16 protein-coding genes are annotated in these 18105 nt (G+C 71.1%); 7 read left to right on the top strand and 9 right to left on the bottom strand.

Translation table 11 applies throughout. From position 1 onward, the window contains the following. The first annotated feature begins 47 nt into the window (after positions 1–47). Positions 48–2417 carry a glycoside hydrolase N-terminal domain-containing protein gene (locus RBJ77_RS51615; protein WP_372351305.1) on the top strand — a complete coding sequence of 790 codons (2370 nt, stop codon included), beginning with the start codon at positions 48–50 and terminating at the stop codon, positions 2415–2417. Continuing rightward, the gene (locus tag RBJ77_RS51610; RefSeq protein ID WP_372351304.1) at positions 2418–3692 is read left to right on the top strand and encodes an SGNH/GDSL hydrolase family protein; all 1275 of its coding nucleotides are present in this window, start codon (positions 2418–2420) and stop codon (positions 3690–3692) included. A 54-nt stretch (positions 3693–3746) separates the two neighbouring features. Here the strand turns inward: RBJ77_RS51610 and RBJ77_RS51605 are convergent, their stop codons facing one another. The 3 genes from RBJ77_RS51605 to RBJ77_RS51595 all read right to left on the bottom strand — a co-directional run bounded on the left by RBJ77_RS51605 (position 3747) and on the right by RBJ77_RS51595 (position 6062). Then, a complete protein-coding gene (locus RBJ77_RS51605) occupies positions 3747–4199 on the bottom strand; it encodes an SRPBCC family protein (protein ID WP_372351303.1) in 453 nt (150 codons plus the stop codon). Next, positions 4199–5218, bottom strand: a complete 1020-nt coding sequence (locus RBJ77_RS51600; protein WP_372351302.1) for an aldo/keto reductase — start codon at positions 5216–5218, stop codon at positions 4199–4201. The genes RBJ77_RS51605 and RBJ77_RS51600 overlap by 1 nt, the downstream gene beginning before the upstream one ends. 61 nt (positions 5219–5279) lie before the next feature. After that, positions 5280–6062 (bottom strand): aldo/keto reductase, encoded by a 783-nt coding sequence (locus tag RBJ77_RS51595; protein ID WP_372351564.1) that lies wholly within the window; start codon positions 6060–6062, stop codon positions 5280–5282. A 221-nt stretch (positions 6063–6283) separates the two neighbouring features. Here RBJ77_RS51595 and RBJ77_RS51590 point away from each other — a divergent pair, with 221 nt between their 5' ends. Both RBJ77_RS51590 and RBJ77_RS51585 read left to right on the top strand, forming a co-directional pair. After that, positions 6284–6784, top strand: coding sequence for a GNAT family N-acetyltransferase (locus RBJ77_RS51590; RefSeq protein WP_372351301.1), 501 nt, complete (start codon positions 6284–6286; stop codon positions 6782–6784). 229 nt (positions 6785–7013) lie between these two features. Beyond that, positions 7014–7532, top strand: coding sequence for a hypothetical protein (locus RBJ77_RS51585; protein ID WP_372351300.1), 519 nt, complete (start codon positions 7014–7016; stop codon positions 7530–7532). 12 nt (positions 7533–7544) lie between these two features. On the opposite strand, the gene RBJ77_RS51580 is transcribed toward RBJ77_RS51585, so the two are convergent. Beyond that, positions 7545–8198, bottom strand: coding sequence for a RusA family crossover junction endodeoxyribonuclease (locus RBJ77_RS51580; protein ID WP_372351299.1), 654 nt, complete (start codon positions 8196–8198; stop codon positions 7545–7547). 161 nt (positions 8199–8359) lie between these two features. On the opposite strand from RBJ77_RS51580, the gene RBJ77_RS51575 reads away from it, so the two are divergent. Further along, positions 8360–8821, top strand: a complete 462-nt coding sequence (locus tag RBJ77_RS51575; protein WP_372351298.1) for a MarR family winged helix-turn-helix transcriptional regulator — start codon at positions 8360–8362, stop codon at positions 8819–8821. A 131-nt stretch (positions 8822–8952) separates the two neighbouring features. On the opposite strand, the gene RBJ77_RS51570 is transcribed toward RBJ77_RS51575, so the two are convergent. After that, on the bottom strand, positions 8953–9114 hold the full coding sequence (locus RBJ77_RS51570; RefSeq protein WP_372351297.1) for a hypothetical protein: 162 nt from the start codon (positions 9112–9114) through the stop codon (positions 8953–8955). Beyond that, entirely contained in the window at positions 9098–10123 is a 1026-nt protein-coding gene (locus tag RBJ77_RS51565) for a hypothetical protein (RefSeq protein WP_372351296.1), read from the bottom strand. Before RBJ77_RS51565 ends, RBJ77_RS51570 begins: the two co-directional genes overlap by 17 nt. A gap of 345 nt (positions 10124–10468) precedes the next feature. Between RBJ77_RS51565 and RBJ77_RS51560 the strand changes: the two genes are divergently transcribed. Further along, complete coding sequence (locus RBJ77_RS51560; protein WP_372351295.1) at positions 10469–11053, top strand: dihydrofolate reductase family protein; 585 nt, start codon at positions 10469–10471, stop codon at positions 11051–11053. Here RBJ77_RS51560 and RBJ77_RS51555 read toward each other — a convergent pair. Beyond that, on the bottom strand, positions 11041–11676 hold the full coding sequence (locus tag RBJ77_RS51555; protein WP_372351294.1) for a GNAT family N-acetyltransferase: 636 nt from the start codon (positions 11674–11676) through the stop codon (positions 11041–11043). The two genes, RBJ77_RS51560 and RBJ77_RS51555, sit on opposite strands and share 13 nt — an antisense overlap. 180 nt (positions 11677–11856) lie before the next feature. Then, positions 11857–12078, bottom strand: coding sequence for a hypothetical protein (locus RBJ77_RS51550; protein ID WP_372351293.1), 222 nt, complete (start codon positions 12076–12078; stop codon positions 11857–11859). Positions 12079–12517: 439 nt separating this feature from the next. Here RBJ77_RS51550 and RBJ77_RS51545 point away from each other — a divergent pair, with 439 nt between their 5' ends. Beyond that, on the top strand, positions 12518–16618 hold the full coding sequence (locus tag RBJ77_RS51545; RefSeq protein ID WP_372351292.1) for a discoidin domain-containing protein: 4101 nt from the start codon (positions 12518–12520) through the stop codon (positions 16616–16618). Positions 16619–16741: 123 nt separating this feature from the next. Here the strand turns inward: RBJ77_RS51545 and RBJ77_RS51540 are convergent, their stop codons facing one another. After that, entirely contained in the window at positions 16742–17605 is an 864-nt protein-coding gene (locus tag RBJ77_RS51540; RefSeq protein ID WP_372351291.1) for a universal stress protein, read from the bottom strand. Positions 17606–18105 lie beyond the last annotated feature (500 nt).

Here is an 18105-nt window from a genome sequence, read left to right as displayed (position 1 = left end):
GCCGCGCCGGGCCTCCCTTGCCGCCGCACGGAAGGATCCCCGCACCCATGAGCACCGGACCGTCCCGCCGCCTCGTCCTCGGACTCGGCGCCGCCCTCGCCCTGAGCGGCGTCCCCGCCTTCAGCGCGCACGCCGCACCACGCCGCCCGGCCGGCTCCCCCCTCGTCCCCGCCGCCAGGGCCACCACCCTCTGGTACCCGGAACCCGCCGACGACGAGCTCCTCATCGAGCAGGGCCTGCCGCTCGGCAACGGCCGGCTCGGCGCCCTCGTCGGCGGCGACCCGGCCGCCGAGATCTGCCACCTCACCGACGCCTCGATGTGGACGGGAGGCGCCAACGACACCCCCGACTCGGACGGCCAACTCCCCTACGGTCGCGACGACTTCGGAAGCCTCACCCTCCTCGCGCGCACGACCCTGATGATGCCGGGCCACGACCGCGCGGCCGTCACCGACTACCGGCGCACCCTCGACCTCAGCAACGGCCTGGTCACCACCACGTACACCAAGGGCAAGGTCCGCTACACGCGGGAGATGTTCGTCAGCGCCCCCGACGACGCCCTCGTCATCCGGCTCAGCCAGAGCGGCGGCGGCAAGCTCACCGGAGCCCTCGCCCTGTCCGGCACCCACGGCGAGTCGACCACCCCGGACGCCGCTCGCCGCGTCGCCTCGTTCGCCGCGACCCTCGGCAACGGCCTGCGTTACGCGGCCGCCGCCACGGCGGCCGCAGGCCAGGGCGGGGGAGAGGTGGCCGCGAGCGGCTCGCGGGTCACCTTCACGGACTGCGCCGAAGTCGTGATCGTCATCAGCGGCGGCACCGACTACGCCCCCGACCACGCCAACGGCTTCCGCGACCCGGGCGCCGACCCCCTGGAGCTCGCCCGGACCAAGGCCCGCGCCGCGGTCGCACACTCCGGCACCGTCCTGCGCGACACGCACGTCGCCGACTACCGGCCCCGCTACGAGCGCTTCACCCTCGACCTCGGCTCCTCCACCTCGCGGCAGCGCCGGCTCGACACCTGGGCGCGGCTCAAGGCGCGCGCCGCCGCCGGAGCGGCACCGGATCCCGAACTGGAGGCGAGTTACCTGCAGTTCGGCCGCTACCTCACCCTCTGCGGGTCGCGCGACGGACTGCCCATGGGCCTCCAAGGAGTGTGGCTGGAGGGCAACACCCCGGACTGGATGGGCGACTACCACACCGACATCAACATCCAGATGAACTACTGGCTCGCCGACCGGGCCGGTGACAGCGACACCTTCACGGCGTTCGCCGACTACTGCCTGGCCCAGCTGCCCGCGTGGAACAAGGTCACCCAGGAGAAGTTCCAGGACCCCCGCAACCGCTACCGCAACACCTCGGGCGAGGTCGCCGGCTGGACGGTCGCGTTCTCCACCAACCCGTACGGCGGCCTCGGCTGGTGGTGGCACCCGGCGGGCAACGCCTGGCTGTGCGAATCGCTCTACGAGCACTACGAGTTCACCCAGGACGCGGCCTACCTCGCACGCATCCACCCCCTGCTGAAGGGCGCCTGCGAGTTCTGGGAGGCGCGCCTGATCGAGACCACGGTCGACGGCCGCCAGGTCCTCGTCGACGACCACGACTGGTCGCCCGAGCACGGTCCGCAGGACGCCCGCGGCATCACTTACACCCAGGAACTCCTGTGGTCCCTGTTCGGCCACTACGAGCAGGCGTGCCGCACCCTGGGCCGCGACACCGCACACGCCACGACCGTCGCCGCCCTCCGCGAACGCCTCTACCTGCCGCGCGTCAGCCCGAAGACCGGCTGGCTGGAGGAGTGGATGAGCGAGGACAACCTCGGCGAGACCACGCACCGGCACCTCTCCCCGCTCATCAACCTCTTCCCCGGCGACCGGATCCGCCCGGACGCCGGCGACCCCGTCATCCTCAAGGGCGCCACCGAACTGCTCACCGCGCGCGGCATGGAGAGCTACGGGTGGGCGTGCGCCTGGCGGGCCGCGTGCTGGGCACGGCTCAAGCACGCCGACAACGCCTACGACCTGGTGCTCACCAACCTGAAGCCCTGGGCGGGCGGCGACACCGGCACCGCGATGAACTTCTTCGACATGTACCGGGTCTCCGACACCCGCGCCATCTTCCAGATCGACGCCAACCTCGGCACGCCGACGGCCATGCTGGAGATGCTCGTCTACTCCCGGCCCGGCCACATCGAACTGCTTCCCGCCCTGCCCGACGCGTGGGCGGCCGCCGGCTCCGTCAAGGGGGCGGGCGCGCGAGGCGGGTTCACCCTCGACATGGCCTGGGAACGGGGCCGGGTACGAGAGGCGTCCCTGCACAGCGCCGCGGGCGGCACGACCACCGTGACGGCGGGCGGCCGCAGTACGCGCGTGACGCTGAAGCCCGGCGAGACGGCCGCGCTCACGGGTCTGGTGGTCTGAATGAGCCGACGACCCGGCAGGCCCGACCGCCGTCCGGCGAGGAGCGGGCGCCGAACGGGCGCCAGAGCCCTCGCGCCGCTGCTCGGCATGCTCCTGGCGCTCGGCCTGGCCACCGCCCCACCCACCGCCGCGGCGCCCGACGCCACCGGACGGCGCGTCGCCGCATGGTCGCCGAGCATGACCACGGGCGGCCCGTCGTTCACCGACACGACGCTCCGCATGGTGGTGCACAGCAGCGTCGCGGGCTCGCAGCCCCGCATCACCCTGTCCAACCGCTACAGCCCCGAGCCGCTGCGCGTCGACGCCGTGGACGTCGCCGTCCAGGCGAGCGGCGGCGAGGCGAAAACCGGAACGAGCCGCCGCGTCACCTTCGGCGGATCCGGGCGACTGACCGTCGACGCGGGCGCGGAGGCGGTGAGTGACGCCGTCCCCATGACGGTCGGCGCCGAACAGAACCTGCTCGTCAGCCTCCATCTGCCCGGCCCGACCGGCACGTCGACCTGGCACTCGGACGCCTTCGACACGACCTACGTGGCCTCCGGGGACCATACCGCCGACGACAGCCCCGCGGCGTTCACGGCGACCACGACGTCCTGGTACTACCTCGCGGGCCTCGACGTCGTGCCGTCGACCGCGAAGGGCACCGTCGTCGCGTTCGGTGACTCCATCACCGACGGCTACCACTCCTCGACCGGCACCTACACCCGCTGGCCCGACCTCCTCGCGGTGCGCCTCGCCGCGGGCCACGGCCCGCAGCGGCTCGGCGTCGTCGACGCCGGGATCGGCGGCAACCGCGTCCTGACCGACGTGCCCAACCTCTGGCAGGGCGTGAGCGCCCTGAAGCGCTTCCGGCACGACGCCCTCGGCCGGCCCGGCGTCAAGGACGTGATCCTCTTCGAGGGCATCAACGACATCGGCAACAACGCCGGACCGGACGGAGCGCCCCTCACCGCCCAGCACCTCATCGACGGCTACCGCACGCTGATCGACGAGGCCCACGGCGCCCACGTCCGGATCATCGGAGCGACCCTGATGCCGGACAAGGGCAACGGCTACTACAGCCCGGCCGCCGAGGCGATCCGCCAGGACGTCAACCACTGGATCCGTACCGGCGGAGCCTTCGACGACGTCATCGACTTCGACCGCGTCATGCGCGACCCGGCCGATCCCGCGGCCCTCAACCCCGACTACGACTCCGGCGACCACATCCACCCCGACGACGCGGGGATGCGCGCCATGGCGGACGCCGTGGACCTGCGCAGCCTGCGCACGTGAACGACGGAGTCCCTGGCCCGATCGGGCCAGGGACTCCGTCGTGACGGCTCTCGCTCAGGCGCGGGGGCGTGCGAGCGTGTCGGCCAGCGCGGCCAGACCGTCCCGGTAGATGCCCTCGAACAGGGCGATCGCCTCGTCGGCCGTGGCGCCGTGCGGGGTGAACGTGCCCGACCACTCCACCCGGGAGCCGCCGTCGCCCCGGTCGACGACCTGGAGGGTGGAGCGGTAGCCCCTGACGGGGAAGGGGGCCTGCGCGATGGAGTAGCCGTAGCTGCGGGCCGACGCGTCGTAGGTCTCCAGGCGCTCGACGATGACGCCGCCGTCGGCGTTCGTCAGCGTGCGCAGCCGGCCGCCGCGGTCGAGCCGGCTGTCCGTGATGTACGGGAGCCAGTCCGGCAGGGACCCGAAGCCGCCGATGAGCTCCCAGACGTGATCGGCGGGGTGCGTCAGGTCCAGCGTGACCGTGGTCGAGGCCTCGGCCGGGTCCGTGGTGGGTTCGGCGCTCATCAGGCGGCGTCCTTCACGGGGACCGGCGCGTCGTTCGCGATGATCTTCTGGTCGCGCAGGGCCTTCCAGAAGGCGTACGGGACGTCCTGGGCCGCGGCGGCGAGGTCCTCGGCGATGCGGCCGGGGCGTGAGGCCCCGGGGATGACGGCGGCGACGGCCGGGTGGGCCAGGACGAACTGGATCGCGGCGGACTTGATGCCGATGCCGTGCTCCTGCGCCAGCGCCTTGATGCGGCCGACCTTCTCCACGATGTGCGCGGGCGCCTCGGCGTACTCGAAGTGGCTGCCGCCGGCGAGGATGCCGGAGCTGTAGGGGCCGCCGACGACGAGGTCGACGCCCTGCTCGGCGGCCGCGGGCAGCAGCCGCTGGAGGGACCGCTCGTGGTCGAGCAGGGTGTAGCGGCCGGCGAGCAGGAAGGCGTCGGGCCGCGGCTCGTCCAGGTCGAGGGTCATCTCCAGCGGCTCGACCTTGTTGACACCGAGGCCCCAGGCCTTGATGACGCCCTCCTCGCGCAGCCGGGTCAGGGCGCGGAACGCGCCCGTGCGGGCGCTCTCGTACACGCCGACCCAGGCGTCGCCGTAGAAGTCCTGCGCGACGTCGTGGACCCAGACGATGTCGAGGCGGTCGGTCTTCAGGCGCTTCAGGCTGTCCTCGACGGAGCGGAGCGTGGCGTCGGCGCTGTAGTCGTTGACCATCTTGTTGGGGCGGCCGTGCTCGAACAGGGCGCCCTTCTCGCCGAGTTCACGGCTCGTGGGGTCCTCGACCTCGTCGAGGATGATCCGCCCGACCTTGGTCGACAGGACGTACTCGTCGCGGGGCTTGTCGGCGAGGACGTCGCCGAGCCGGATCTCCGCGAGGCCCGCGCCGTAGAGCGGCGCGGTGTCGAAGTAGCGGATGCCCTGGTCCCAGGCGGCCTGCACGGTGGCCGCGGCCTCGTCGTCGGGGATGGCGCGGAACATGTTGCCCAGCGGGGCGGTGCCGAAGCCGACGCGGCCCGGCAGCAGGGAGCGGATGCTCATGGTGGTACCTCGATCTGTCCTGCGTGTGGGGGGTTCGAGTAGGGGAGTGGCGGGGGTGGGGTCAGTTGAGGGTGTCGGGGTCCGGGCCCGTGCGCAGGCCGCGGTCGAGCGCGCCGAGTGCCTCGATCTCCTGCGGGCTCAGCTCGAAGTCGAAGACGTCGAGGTTCTCCCGGATGCGGGACTCGGTGACGGACTTGGGGATGACGACGTTGCCGGTCTGCAGGTGCCAGCGCAGGACGACCTGCGCCGCGCTCCTGCCGTGGGCCGCGGCGATCGTGGTGACCGCGTCGTCGCCGAGGACGGCGCCCTGGGCGAGCGGGCTCCAGGCCTCGGTGGCGATGCCGTGCCGGGCGTGGAACGCGCGCAACTCGGCCTGCTGCAGGCCCGGGTGGAGCTCGATCTGGTTCACGGCCGGCACGACGGAGGCGACGCCGAGCAGTCGCTCCAGGTGCGCGGGCTGGAAGTTGGAGACGCCGATGGCACGGGTGCGGCCGTCCGCGTACAGCTTCTCCAGGGCGCGCCAGGTGTCGAGGTAGAGGTCACGGGCCGGGGTCGGCCAGTGGATGAGGTACAGGTCGACGTGGTCCAGGCCGAGCTTGTCGAGGGAGGCGTCGAAGGCGGCGAGCGTGGCGTCGTAGCCCTGGTCGGCGTTCCACAGCTTCGTGGTGACGAACAGCTCGTCGCGGGCGATGCCGGAGTCGGCGAGCGCCTGGCCGACGCCGCGCTCGTTGCCGTAGATCGCGGCCGTGTCGATGCTGCGGTATCCGGCGCGCAGGGCGGTGGCGACGGCGGCGGTGGTCTCCTCGTCGGGGACCTGGAAGACGCCGAAGCCGAGCTGCGGCATGGTGACGCCGTTGTTGAGGGTGACGGTGGGGATGGAGGTCACGGTGTGGTCCCCTGATCGTTGACGTTGATGCGGTAGCGCCTTACGAGCGACCACAATAGTTGCACACGCGGGTTAAATGCAAACGCTGCATAGCGTCGCGCGATCGTCGCACTCAGCTCGGCTCGGGCGGGGCGGGGCGGGGCGGGCGGGGCGGGCGGGGCGGTGGCTAGGGTGGCGCCATGGAGTACCCGCCGATGGCGTTCCCACTCGACACGGCGCGACTGACGTTGCGGCCCTGGACCGAGTCGGATGTGGATGCCCATCGCACGCTCGTCGCCGAGCGGGGCGGTGGTATGCCGTCCATCGAGGACAACCGGCGGATGATCGAGGATCAGCGCACCGCATCGGTGCGGACGGGAATCGCCCTGCTGGCCGTCGTCCGCCGGGATGTGGGCGACTTCATCGGTTACTGCGGGCTGACGGTCGGGCGGGCCTCTGTCGACGAGCCCGAGATCGCCTACGAGTTGTTCCGCCGCGTGCACGGACAGGGTTATGCGACCGAGGCGGCCACTGCCGTGCTGAACGCCGCGATCGCGACGGGTCGGACGCGGCTGTGGTCGACCGTTCGCCCCTGGAACGCGCCCTCCTTGCGCGTCCTGGAGAAGCTCGGGTTCGAGCACGACCATGCCGCGGCGGACGACCGCGGCGAACTCCTGTGGCTCACCCGCTCCTTGCCGTGAGGGGCACGCGCCCCTCGTGCGTGCGCCCGGGCGCAGCGAGGCGGTGTGGGGCCGTGCGGGAATCAACTCGACGCCGTTCGCGCGAGGTTGTGCAAAGATCAACGAGTCATGCCAGGTCAAGAGCCCACTGTGTCGTCCGGCGACAGAGCTGCGGCGGAGCGCTGCGCGTGTGCTCGGACGTGCGTGACGTGACGTGATTGACGTGCCGCTGTGTCCCGGACGGAATCGGATGGCGAGAGACGTGGACGACCTGTCGAGAGTGAAGGGCCCCAGCGTCTACGACCACGCCGCGGCCACGGGCAAGCCGTCGCCGCGCGTGGGCATCGTGGTGTCGATGGTGATGGCTCTGCTTCTGGGGGCGCTGTCGCTGCTGGTGATGTTCCCGGCGGCCGATCACCTGCGGTCCCTGCGGGACGGGGAGCGGGCGCAGGCGACGCTCGTCCACTCCGGCTCCTGCATGATCGGCCACTGCCAGGTCGAGTTCATGGCTGACGGGCGGGCCGTGGTGGCCACGCTGCCGGTCGGCAGCAGCGGCGGAAAGAGCTCCGACGGCGCTCGATGGGTCGTCCGATACCGGGCGGACGACCCCGAGACGGCCGTCCGCGAAGCGGACCTCGGAGGCGGGGGCGCGATCGCGTTGGCCTGGACCGCGGGCGGACTCGCCTTGATGTTCGTGGTGACATCGGTCTACGTGGGGTTCTACCTGGCCCGCCGGCGACGCAAGTCACCCGCTCCCCACTGCCACTGAGCCTTGGAGCGGTCAGAAATCCGCAGGGTGAGCAACCTCGAACCTGCCCAGCCGTGCGCGCGGGAACGGCCGCGCGACGGGCAGCACCATCCGTGCCTCGCTCTCGGAGACTCCCGCGTCGAGCATCTTCTGGTACTCCGCCAGACATGCTCCGTATGCGCGCACGAGAGAAGCCTGAACGGACCTCTCGGCCCGCGGCAGGCTGTAGCAGCGATCTGCGCTGAACTCTACGAAGGACAGCCCTTCACGATCCTGGTAGTCGTCACCCGTCAACGCCGTGAACCGCAGCTCGAAGCCCGTCGGCGGTCCAGGTGTCATCCAGGAGGCGCGGATGGACTGGATCTGGTTGTCATCGATCATGATGCCGGCGGGCCCGGTGACCGCATCGAGGATCGGCTTGAGGACATTGTCGAGATCGGCCACCAAGTGGGTCTGGTAGCGGCGGGACTCGTCGAGGAACCACACCAGCGTCACTTCGACGTCGTGGGTGAAGATCCCCTTGGTGGCTTTCTGGACGGCTGACCCGAGTGCGTCCTTGAACTCTGCCTTCCGGACCGGACTGGCCTGAAGCGAGATCGGGTCCACCGTGCTGCGAATGTCGACCCGGCCATGACTGCGAAACTCCTGCACGTCAAAGTCGCCTTGGGTCACCACTGAACTGGACATGACCGGCATGTTCTCAACGCCGGGGGATCGCCACAAGCGCGGAGGGACGTGACCATCGGGTCGTGATGGTCGGGCCTTGACCTCAAGTGCACTTGGGTTTCTAGCGTGCTCTCGCTGGTTCGTTTGAGTTCGTCTGAGTTCGTCGGAGAGAGAAGAAACGCATGGGCGTGATCATGAAGAACTACTCCCAGGAGGCGCTTGCTTCCCAGCCCATCGGCTACTGGAGCGGGGTGGCGTGCCGCACCGTGGTGGGGCGGATTCGTGCGGAGTTGGCGGTGGAAGACCTCACTCAGCCGCATTGGTGGACGCTCAACCACGTCGCCGGTGCTCCGGGCACCTGGAACCGCGAGACGCTCAGCGAGCGGCTGGTCCCCTTCGATGATCTCGGGATCGATTTCGGCGGCGTCTTCGACGATCTGGTCGCGCGTGGCTGGATGGACGAGGAGGGCGGGACGCTGACGCTCACCGAGGCCGGTGAGGCCGGACGACTCCGTGCGAAGGAGCGCAACGCACGCGCTCACGCCCAGATACATGACGGCATCCCGGCGGCTGAGTATGTGGCGGCGCTCAACGTCCTGCGGCGAATGATCGCGAACCTGGGCGGCAGCAGCGACCTTCCCTGAAGGACGATCTCCTTCAGCGCGTGGAAGGCCGCCGGCGGATCTACATGGCGGAAGATCTGCCGGCGGCCCCGGCCCGACTGCTTGATCCGTGTGCGGTCACATCGGTACGGGTGCCGGGCCGGGCCCCGTGGCTACTCCATCAGCAGGTCCAGCAGGGTGACCACGGCGACGCCGATCCCCACGGCCATGCCCAGCTGGGGATTGCGCACGGCCACCAGGACGGTGACCGCGCCTGCCAGGAGGAGAACGGCCGTACGCAGGCTGACCTGCCGGTCGCTATTCACCTCGCCCACCCGACTCCGGACGGTCCGACCGGAGTTCCGAGCCCCGCCGAAGCGCTGCGGCGGCACGTGCTGCGTGGCGGGACTTGATGCGGTTGACCTTGCGCCGCACCCGCCTGCCCATGGCGCCAGGGTCGGCGGCACCCGCGACGAGGGCGGCCTCTTCCCAGGAGGCCACCCCTGGGCAGGCGCGGGCCAGCACCACCGCGCGTTCCTCGGGTCGCAAGGCGCGGAGCAGTACGCCGAGCCGGGCGTCGTCGGCCGCGTCGAAGGAGGTTGTGTCCTCCCTGGCCGTGCCGCTGACGACCAGGTCGTAGAGGGTCGTGCCGTTCCCCGCGGGGGCGTCAAGAAGCAATACGCGCGCGCCACTTGTCTCACGCCGCCACAGGGGGACGAGCTGGGTGTGAATGGTCCGCGCCTCGGCCTTGAGCCGTTCCATGGCCGACCGGCTGTTGCCCGGGTCGCTCAGCAGCGGCTGTGTCCAGCTTCCCAGCAGAGCGGTGGACACCGCTTCGTTCCATCGCTCCGAGCGGTGCAGTCCCAGGACGAGCGAGGCGAGGCCGGCCACGGGCTCGACCTGACCCTGAAGGGCAGCCTCACGCGCTTGCAGGGCCGCGATGGCGTCGTAGTGCACGGCGGCCACCTCCAGGTTCCCGTGGGCCCGGCCGTCCGATGCCAGTCGCATCTGAGCGACGAACTCGACGTTCAAGGCGATGCCCTTGAGCTGTGTCGCGACCGTCGACCGCAGGTGCGGCCAGTCCTCGAAGGGGCGGACCGTGACCGCACTGTGGACGCGCACGGAGTAGACCCCGCACCGCACTCGCTCGAAGGCGAGGCTGTTCGTCGCCTTCGACGCGTCCGCGCCCGGCAACGCGGTCGCCAGCATGTCGACCAGCGCGCTCTCGGCGAGCGCGACGACCTGCTCGTCCGTGAGGTCGACGAGTGCGGTGTCGGGCGAGTGCCGACCGGCAACGAGATCCTCGAGCCCCGCCAGGAGCGCCTCCAGCACATGCCTGTCCACGGAGGCGTCCTGGGGATGCGGCGCCTGCGACGCGGGCTCGGGCGTTGGCCGGGCGAGGGCTGTGGCGCCAACCGGCAGCTCGGTGCGCCTTCGAGCGGGAACGGCTGGACCTTGCGCAGTGGTGTTGCCGGACATGGTGGGCTTCCTCCCGGTGCAGAAAGAACGGTTTCACCTATCGGCGGTGGCACGCCCCAGGGAGGGACAATCTTTCTGGGCGGAGAGGTTGTGACACCCGTCACGTCTAGCCGTGCGGAGCTGTGAACCAGCCGCGCCGATGAGTTTGCCGGTCGCCGGCGGTCATCTCTTGCAACACACCCATCACCGCGGGGGACGCCGGAGGCCAGCATGCGCAATCCGATTCGGCTGTACATGTCGATGTCCCTCGACGGCTACATCGCGGGCCCGGACGACAAACCGGGCCAGGAGCTCGGGCGCGACGGCGGACGCCTCTTCAACTGGCTCGACGACCGGGACTCCGACGGCCCCGACGGACAGGTCTACCGCGAAGCACTGGCGACCCGCGCGGTGATCTCCGGCCGCCGGACCTTCGAACTCGCCGGGCGCTGGCAGGGCGACCACCACGACGGCGTACCGATCTTCGTCCTCACCCACCACGTCGCCGACGGCGACGTACCGCCCGGCCAGGCCCGGTTCGTCACCGACGTCGAGGACTGCGCCCGGCAGGCCCGCGCGGCCGCCGGAGGACTCCCCGTCATGGTGCACGGCGCCGGCGCGGCACAAGCGCTGCTGCGCGCGGGGCAGCTCGACGAGATGGAGATCCACCTGGTTCCGGTGCTCCTCGGAGAGGGCCGACGGCTCTTCGACCACCTCGGCAGTGACCACATCGAGCTCGAGCCCGTCCGCCGGCTGGAGGGACGGGGCGTCACGCACCTGCGCTACCGGGTGAACTTCCAAGGTCAGGGCCGGTAGATGCATTCCGCCAAGGTCGAATGCTTCTTCCAGCCCAGGGTCTCGTACAGCGCGCGCCCGGCGTCCGTCGCGCCGAGCACGCCAACGGCCACGCCCCGGTCCACGGCCTGGTCGGCGAGCGTGTGCATCACGAAGCCGCCGAGCCCGCGCCGCCGATGAGCCTCCTCGGTCACCACCCGGTCCACCACCGCGGCGTCTCCGAGGATCGCGGCCTGCCCGTTGGCCGCCGGACGGCCGGTGGCGTCCAGTACGCGCACGTGGACGACGCCGTCGACGTCCTCGACGGTCACGGTGTATCCCTTGGGCGCGACCGGGCGCGTGTGCGTCAGGTCCTTGGCCATCAGGTGCCCGGTCTCCTCCCAGGCGACCACCCACTCCGGCGAAAGCCAGGGCTCGACCTCGTCGGGCTCGGCAGGCATCTTCATCCAGGTCCGCGGCACCGTCACCGAGGCGACGGCGCTGCGGACCAGCGCCTCATCGGTCTCCGGCAGGACATGCCGCCCCACTTCGGCGGGGTTGTCGCTCACCTCGATGTAGAACCCCCACGGCAGTTCGACCGGCGCGGGTGTGCGCCGTGACATCGCCCAGCCCGCCACCCATGTCCTCACGGTGTCCGCAAGCATCGCGCCTCCCGCGGCAAGGCCGCTTCCGTCGTCATGTAATGCTCACTATGCCGATGGGGAGCTTACTGGGCGGGGTGTCGCCGTGATGGGGATTCCTACGATCGGGCCGCGATGGGTCAGTGCTCGGCCGGTGCTGGGCCAGGCCGGAACACCGGCCGACGGCCGGGGGCGAAAGCGCCGTTACGCCGTCCGTTCGCCGGCGGCTCGGTCGGCACCTGCAAGGAACTCGAGGGCGACGCCCCGCAGGACTGCCGGACGTTCCAGGTGAACGTCGTGTCCCGCACCCAGGGCGCTCAGGGCCACGGTCCCCTGTCGCCGCCGGAACATCTCGTCGATCTCCGCGGGCGAGATGACGCCGGACTGACCGACGACGGCCACGTCGGGCAGGTGACCTGCGACCATTCGTCCCAGAAGGACCGTCGGGCGTTCTCCGCCAGTGATGCGACCAGCACGTCGCGTTCGAAACGCGGCCACCAGCCGCCGCCGCTCACCCCAGCGTCGTGGCGCCGAAGAAGTCAGCCAGTACCGGGGCGAGCAGGTCGGGGGTACCTGGACGTCCCGGCCGAGCACGGCGCAACTCTCGGGATTGCGCAGGTCGGTCCGGGTGGCCAAGTGCTCTCCGGTGAACCAATCCTGGCGCAGTCCTTGACTTTTGAGCAGGCTCGGCCGGAATCTTGGCAACGTTGTCATTCCGGTTCAGGTTCCGGCGACTTCGCCGCCTGGGCACCCCCATGTCTCGACGGCTCCGTCCGGACATGCGTAGACAACGTTGTCACCCCGGTGGGTGCGGTGGTCAGGGCCGCACCCGCCCCACCTTTCCGCACCCGATGGGACATTCGCCATGGCACCAAGACCGGATCAGCCCTCCCGTCCTTCCCGCCGATCGGTCGTCACCGCCGGTTCGACCCTGCTCGCCGGGTTCGGGTTGGCCGCCGCGCTGCCCGGCCGGAGCGTTGCCGCAGCGCCGAGCGCGGCGGGCTCGCCCGCAGGGCACGGATCATCGGCCGCCGAGGGCGAGTTGGCCGCGTACCGGCCGGTCCGGGTCTCCTCCACCGCCTACGCGCCCACGCCCGCGGAGTTCGTGGTGGACAAGGTGACGTCGGCCGGCGTCAAGGGCACCGGCTGGCGGGCCGCGGACGGCGATCCGCAGTGGGTGTCGGTGGATCTGCAGGCGCCCTGCGAGGTGGCTTCGGTGCGGCTGACGTTCGAAGCCGCCGAGGGCGACCCGGTGTTCGTGCCGAAGCCGACCGGCAACTGGTCGGACGGCACCACCGGCAAGGAGATCCTGTCCAGTTACGCCACCGCGTTCACGGTGGAGACGTCACTGGACGGAAAGTCCTGGACGGGCATCCACCGCACGACCTCTGGGACCGGCGGCACGGTGGACATCACCCCGGCCAAGCCGGTGCGGGCGCGCTGGGTGCGGATGACGTCCACCAAGCGGTCCTCCGCCAACCCGCTGGGCCTGAACGGGTTCGAGGTGCACGGCACCGCGCCCGCCGGTCGTCCCGCGGCCACCGGGTGGACCGACTGGGGCCGGCATGACCACCGGCCGCCGCGCCTGGAGCTCGCCGCCGACGGCACGGTGCCGCTGGAGTCCGGCTGGGTGCTGACCATGGACGACTGGGCGGACGGCGCGGGCGGTGACCTGTCGCGCAAGGGCGTGGACACCAGCGGCTGGCTGCCCGCGGTGGTGCCCGGGACGGTGCACGGGGCGCTCGTCGAGCAGGGCAGGCTGCCCGACCCGGTGGCCGGGTTCGGCAACCTGCACGCTCCCGAGGCCCTGTCGCGTCACTCCTGGTGGTACAAGCGGGACTTCGAGCTGCCGCACGGCCTGGACACCGGCCGGGGACGGCACGTCTGGCTGGAGTTCGACGGCGTCAACCACGAGGCGGAGGTGTGGCTGAACGGACACGAGGCCGGCACGCTCACCTTCCCCTTCGCCCGTGCCGCGTACGACGTGACCGGACTGCTGGCCAGCGGCACGCAGGCCCTGGCGGTGCGGATCACCCCGATGCCGGTGCCCGGCAGCCCCGGCGACAAGGGTCCGGCCGGTGAGGCGTGGGTGGACGCCGGTGCGGGCCAGATGAACCTCAACTCGCCGACCTACCTCGCCTCTTCGGGCTGGGACTGGATGCCCGCCGTGCGCGACCGGGCGGCCGGCATCTGGAACCACGTGCGGCTGCGCTCGACCGGGCACGCCGTGATCGGCGATCCCCGCGTGGACACCGTTCTGCCGAAGCTTCCGGACACCTCGACCGCCGAGGTGACGATCGTGGTGCCGGTGCGCAACGCCGACACCACGGCCCACGACGTCACCGTCACCGCCGCGTTCGGCGGGGTGCGGGTCAGCACGAAGGTCACCGTCGCGGCCGGGAAGAGCACCGAGGTCACCTTCGCCCCCGGCGACTTCCCCGCGCTGAAGCTGCGCGACCCGAAGCTGTGGTGGCCCAACGGCTACGGCGACCCGGCCCTGCACGACCTCACCCTGACCGCGGCGGTCTCCGGACGCACCAGCGACCGCCGCACCACCCGCTTCGGCATCCGGCAGTTCGGCTACGAGTACGCGGTGCCGCTGCCCTTCACCGCCTCATCGGACGCGTACACGCAGCAGGTGGTCCTCGACTCCGCGGTCCGGGCCCGCCACGTGCGCATCACGTGCGGGAAGCGCGCGACCGACTGGGGCTTCTCCCTGTGGGGGCTCTCGGTCGTGGACCGGGCGAACGCGGGCACCGACCTGGCCCTGCACGGCAAGGCCACGGCCTCCAGCAGCGCGGACGGCACCGACCCGGCGGCCGTCAGTGACGGTGACGACAAGACACGATGGGTGTCGGACTACGCGGACGACCAGTGGGTCCAGGTCGACCTGGGCGCGGTCCAGTCCTTCGACCGGGTGGACGTGACCTGGGAGAGGGCGTACGCGAAGACGTACGTGGTGCAGACGTCCACGGACGGCGACACGTGGACGGACGCCAAGGCCGTCGACAACAGCGCCGTGCCGCTGCCCTTCAACGGCGGCGACGCGAGCCTGCGGCGCGAGACCGTGCCGGAGACCACGGCCCGGTACGTGCGGCTGAAGTGCGGTGAGCGGAACACCAGTTGGGGCAACTCGCTGTGGGCGTTCTCGGTGATCCACAGCGGCACTCCCGGCACCGATCTGGCGCTGCACGCCAAGGTCGGCGCCTCCAGCGAGGAGTCGTCGCACCCGGCCGCGAACGCCACCGACGGCGATGCCGGCTCCCGCTGGTCCTCCGCCTACGAGGACAACCAGTGGATCACGGTGGACCTGGGCTCCGCGCAGCGGTTCGACGAGGTCGCGGTCCTGTGGGAGGCGGCGTATCCCAAGACGTACGTGATCCAGTCCTCCGACGACAACGAGAACTGGACCGACCTCAAGACGGTCGACAACACCCCGGAGCCGCTGAAGATCAGCGTCAACGGCACCCGGGTGCTGGTCAGGGGCGGCAACTGGGGCTGGGACGAGCTGCTCCGCCGGATGCCGTCCTCCCGGATGGACACCGCCGTGCGCATGCACCGCGACATGAACTTCACGATGATCCGCAACTGGGTCGGCTCCAGCAACCGCGAGGAGTTCTTCGCGAAGTGCGACGAGCACGGGCTGCTGGTGTGGAACGACTTCCCCAACGCCTGGGGCATGGACCCGCCGGACCACGAGGCGTACAACTCCATCGCCGCCGACACGGTGCTGCGGTACCGCATCCACCCGAGCGTGGTCGTCTGGTGCGGTGCCAACGAGGGCAACCCGCCCAAGGCCATCGACGACGGCATGCGGCAGGCCGTGCAGTCGCAGGCGCCCGGCATCCTCTACCAGAACAACTCCGCCGGCGGGATCATCAGCGGCGGCGGCCCCTACAACTGGGTGGAGCCGGACCGCTACTACGACCCGTCGCTCTACGGCAGCCACAGCTTCGGCTTCCACACCGAGATCGGGATGCCGGTCGTCTCGACCGAGGCGAGCATGCGGAACCTGATCGGCGACGAGCAGCCGGACTGGCCGATCGGCGGTTCGTGGTACTACCACGACTGGAGCGAGCACGGTAACCAGGCGCCGCAGCAGTACCTGGCCGCGATCGAGGCACGGCTGGGCGAGGCGACCGGCCTGGACGACCTGGTGCGCAAGGCGCAGTTCGTCAACTTCGAGAACAGCCGGGCGATGTTCGAGGCGTGGAACGCCCGCATGTGGGACGACGCCAGCGGACTGATGCTGTGGATGTCCCATCCGGCCTGGCACAGCACGGTCTGGCAGACGTACGACTACGACTTCGACGTCAACGGCTTCTACTACGGCTCTCGTTCCGCCTGCGAGCGCCATCACGTGCAGGCCGACCCGACCACCGGCCAGGTGACGGCGCTCAACCACACCCCGGACGCGCTGAAGGACGCCGTGGTCACCGCCGAGGCGTACGACCTGAACGGCAGGCGGGTGGCCGGCACCGAGCGGACCCGCCTCGACATCGCCCCGTCGGCGATCGCGAAGGCCTTCACGGTGCCCTTCGACAAGAAGCTGCCCGACCTCCACCTGCTGCGCCTGACCCTGACCTCGTCCCGCGGCACCGTCCTGTCCCGCAACACGTACTGGCGCTACCGCGAACCGTCCGCCATGAAGGCGCTCAACTCCGCGAAGAAGACGAAACTCTCCCTGTCGCTGCGGCGATCCGATCCGTCCGGCTCCCGGCAGCAGGCGACGGCCGTGCTCCGCAACACCGGCTCGTCCGTGGCCGCGATGGTGCGTCTCTCGCTCCTGGACGAGCACGGCGCGCGGGTGCTGCCGACCGAGTACGGCGACAACTACCTCTGGTTGCTGCCCGGTGAGTCCCGCACGGTCACCGTCTCCTGGCCCTCCTCCGCGCTCGGCCGTGACCACCGCCCGGTCCTGCGGGCGCAGGGCTACAACACGGCGGCGGTGAGCGCGAAGGACTGACCCGCCCGACAACGGCGCCGCGCCCCCTCCCGCCCGGGGGCGCGGTCTGGCGACGAGCGTCCGTTCGCGCCGCCGCTGTGGGGCCTCTCGGGCGACCCGCTGGTCCAGCGCCGCAGGCCGAGATCAGATGTGCGGGACCATCGCGACCGGACATGCGGAGTGGTGAAGCGCCGCATGCCCCACAGGGCCCAGTTGCAGCCCGAGGCCACTGCCGCGGCGGCGGGCTCCGACGACCAGGAGGTCCGAGAGCGCAGACGACTCCACCAGCACGTCCCGCGCCCGCCCTTCGTGCGGTGTCGCGTGCACGGTCACGGCCGGGTGAGCCTTCCGGGCGTCGTGCAGGGCTGCCGTCAGCTCGTTCTCGGCATGGACGACGTGGTTCGCGAAGTCGGCGGTCGGGTAGTCGGGCAGCTCGTGGGCCGGGCATCGCCAGGCGCGCAGTGCCAGGACGTCGCAGCCCCGCAGTTCGGCCTCGCGGAGGGCGAACTCGGCTGCCGCTGCGGCCCGTTCGGGCGGGCCGACCCCCAGGGTGATCCGGCCGAGACCGCCGTTCACGTTCTTGTCGTCGCCGCGTACGACGATGACGGGCGTCTCGGCGTGCGCGGCCACGGGCAGGCTCACCGAGCCGAGCAGCAGACCGGCGAACGTGCCGCGCCCGCGACTTCCCACGACCACCGCGGACGCTTCCCTTGACGCCTCGATGAGTGCGGCTGCCGGGTCCTGTGGCACCACATGGGTGGTGATCGTCGATCGGGGCGCGCGTTGCCGGGCGCGCTCGGCGGCCTGTGCGGCGATGTGCTCGGCGTACTGTTCGACAGAACGGCGGTTGACGTCGAAGGACGGCTGATGTCCCTCGTACCGCTCCCAGCGCGAGGCGTGGACCACGCGCAGACCCGTGCCGCGGCGTTCGGCCTCGTCGACTGCCCAGTCCAGGGCCCGCAGGCTGGACTCCGAGCCGTCCACCCCCACGATCAGCAGACCTTCCACTGTCCCCGCCTCCTTTCGGGGACCCGTCTCCCCGAGTCCCGCCCGGCCCAGGCTGGCACCGCTGCGGTGAGGGGTGGAGGTGCGAACCGGTCCCCGGGCATGGGGCGTCCGGCCCATGGACGGGTGGGGCGGAAGGGCACGCGTCGCAGGGGTGCGTGCCGTCTCATGGGGGCGCGGAGTCCAGCGCGACGGTCCATTGGAGGATCGTTCCGTGAGGTGCGTCGGCGGTGACCGTGAACGAGCCGTGGAGGGCGGCGGCGCGGGCGCGCGTATCGGCCAGACCGCCGCGGCGTGTGAGCTCGGGGTCGAGGCATCAACCGCATGGAGCCGGTGGTCGAGTGCCTGTGCGCTTTCACGGCGGGTTCATGTCTCCCTCCGCATGCTCTCGGACACCGGTGCTCGAGTCCAGGGTGACGACAGGTACCTGCGGTGCGTGGTGGACGGATGGCGAAGTGCCGCCCCTCCAGGGCCGGTCGGCCCTGGACCCGGGGTCCGGAACC

This window comes from Streptomyces sp. KL116D (genome assembly GCF_030766975.1).
Classification (GTDB): Bacteria; Actinomycetota; Actinomycetes; order Streptomycetales; family Streptomycetaceae; genus Streptomyces; species Streptomyces longispororuber_A.
The sequence above is the reverse complement of the archived record's forward strand: the minus strand, read 5'-3'. Positions and strand labels throughout refer to the sequence as shown.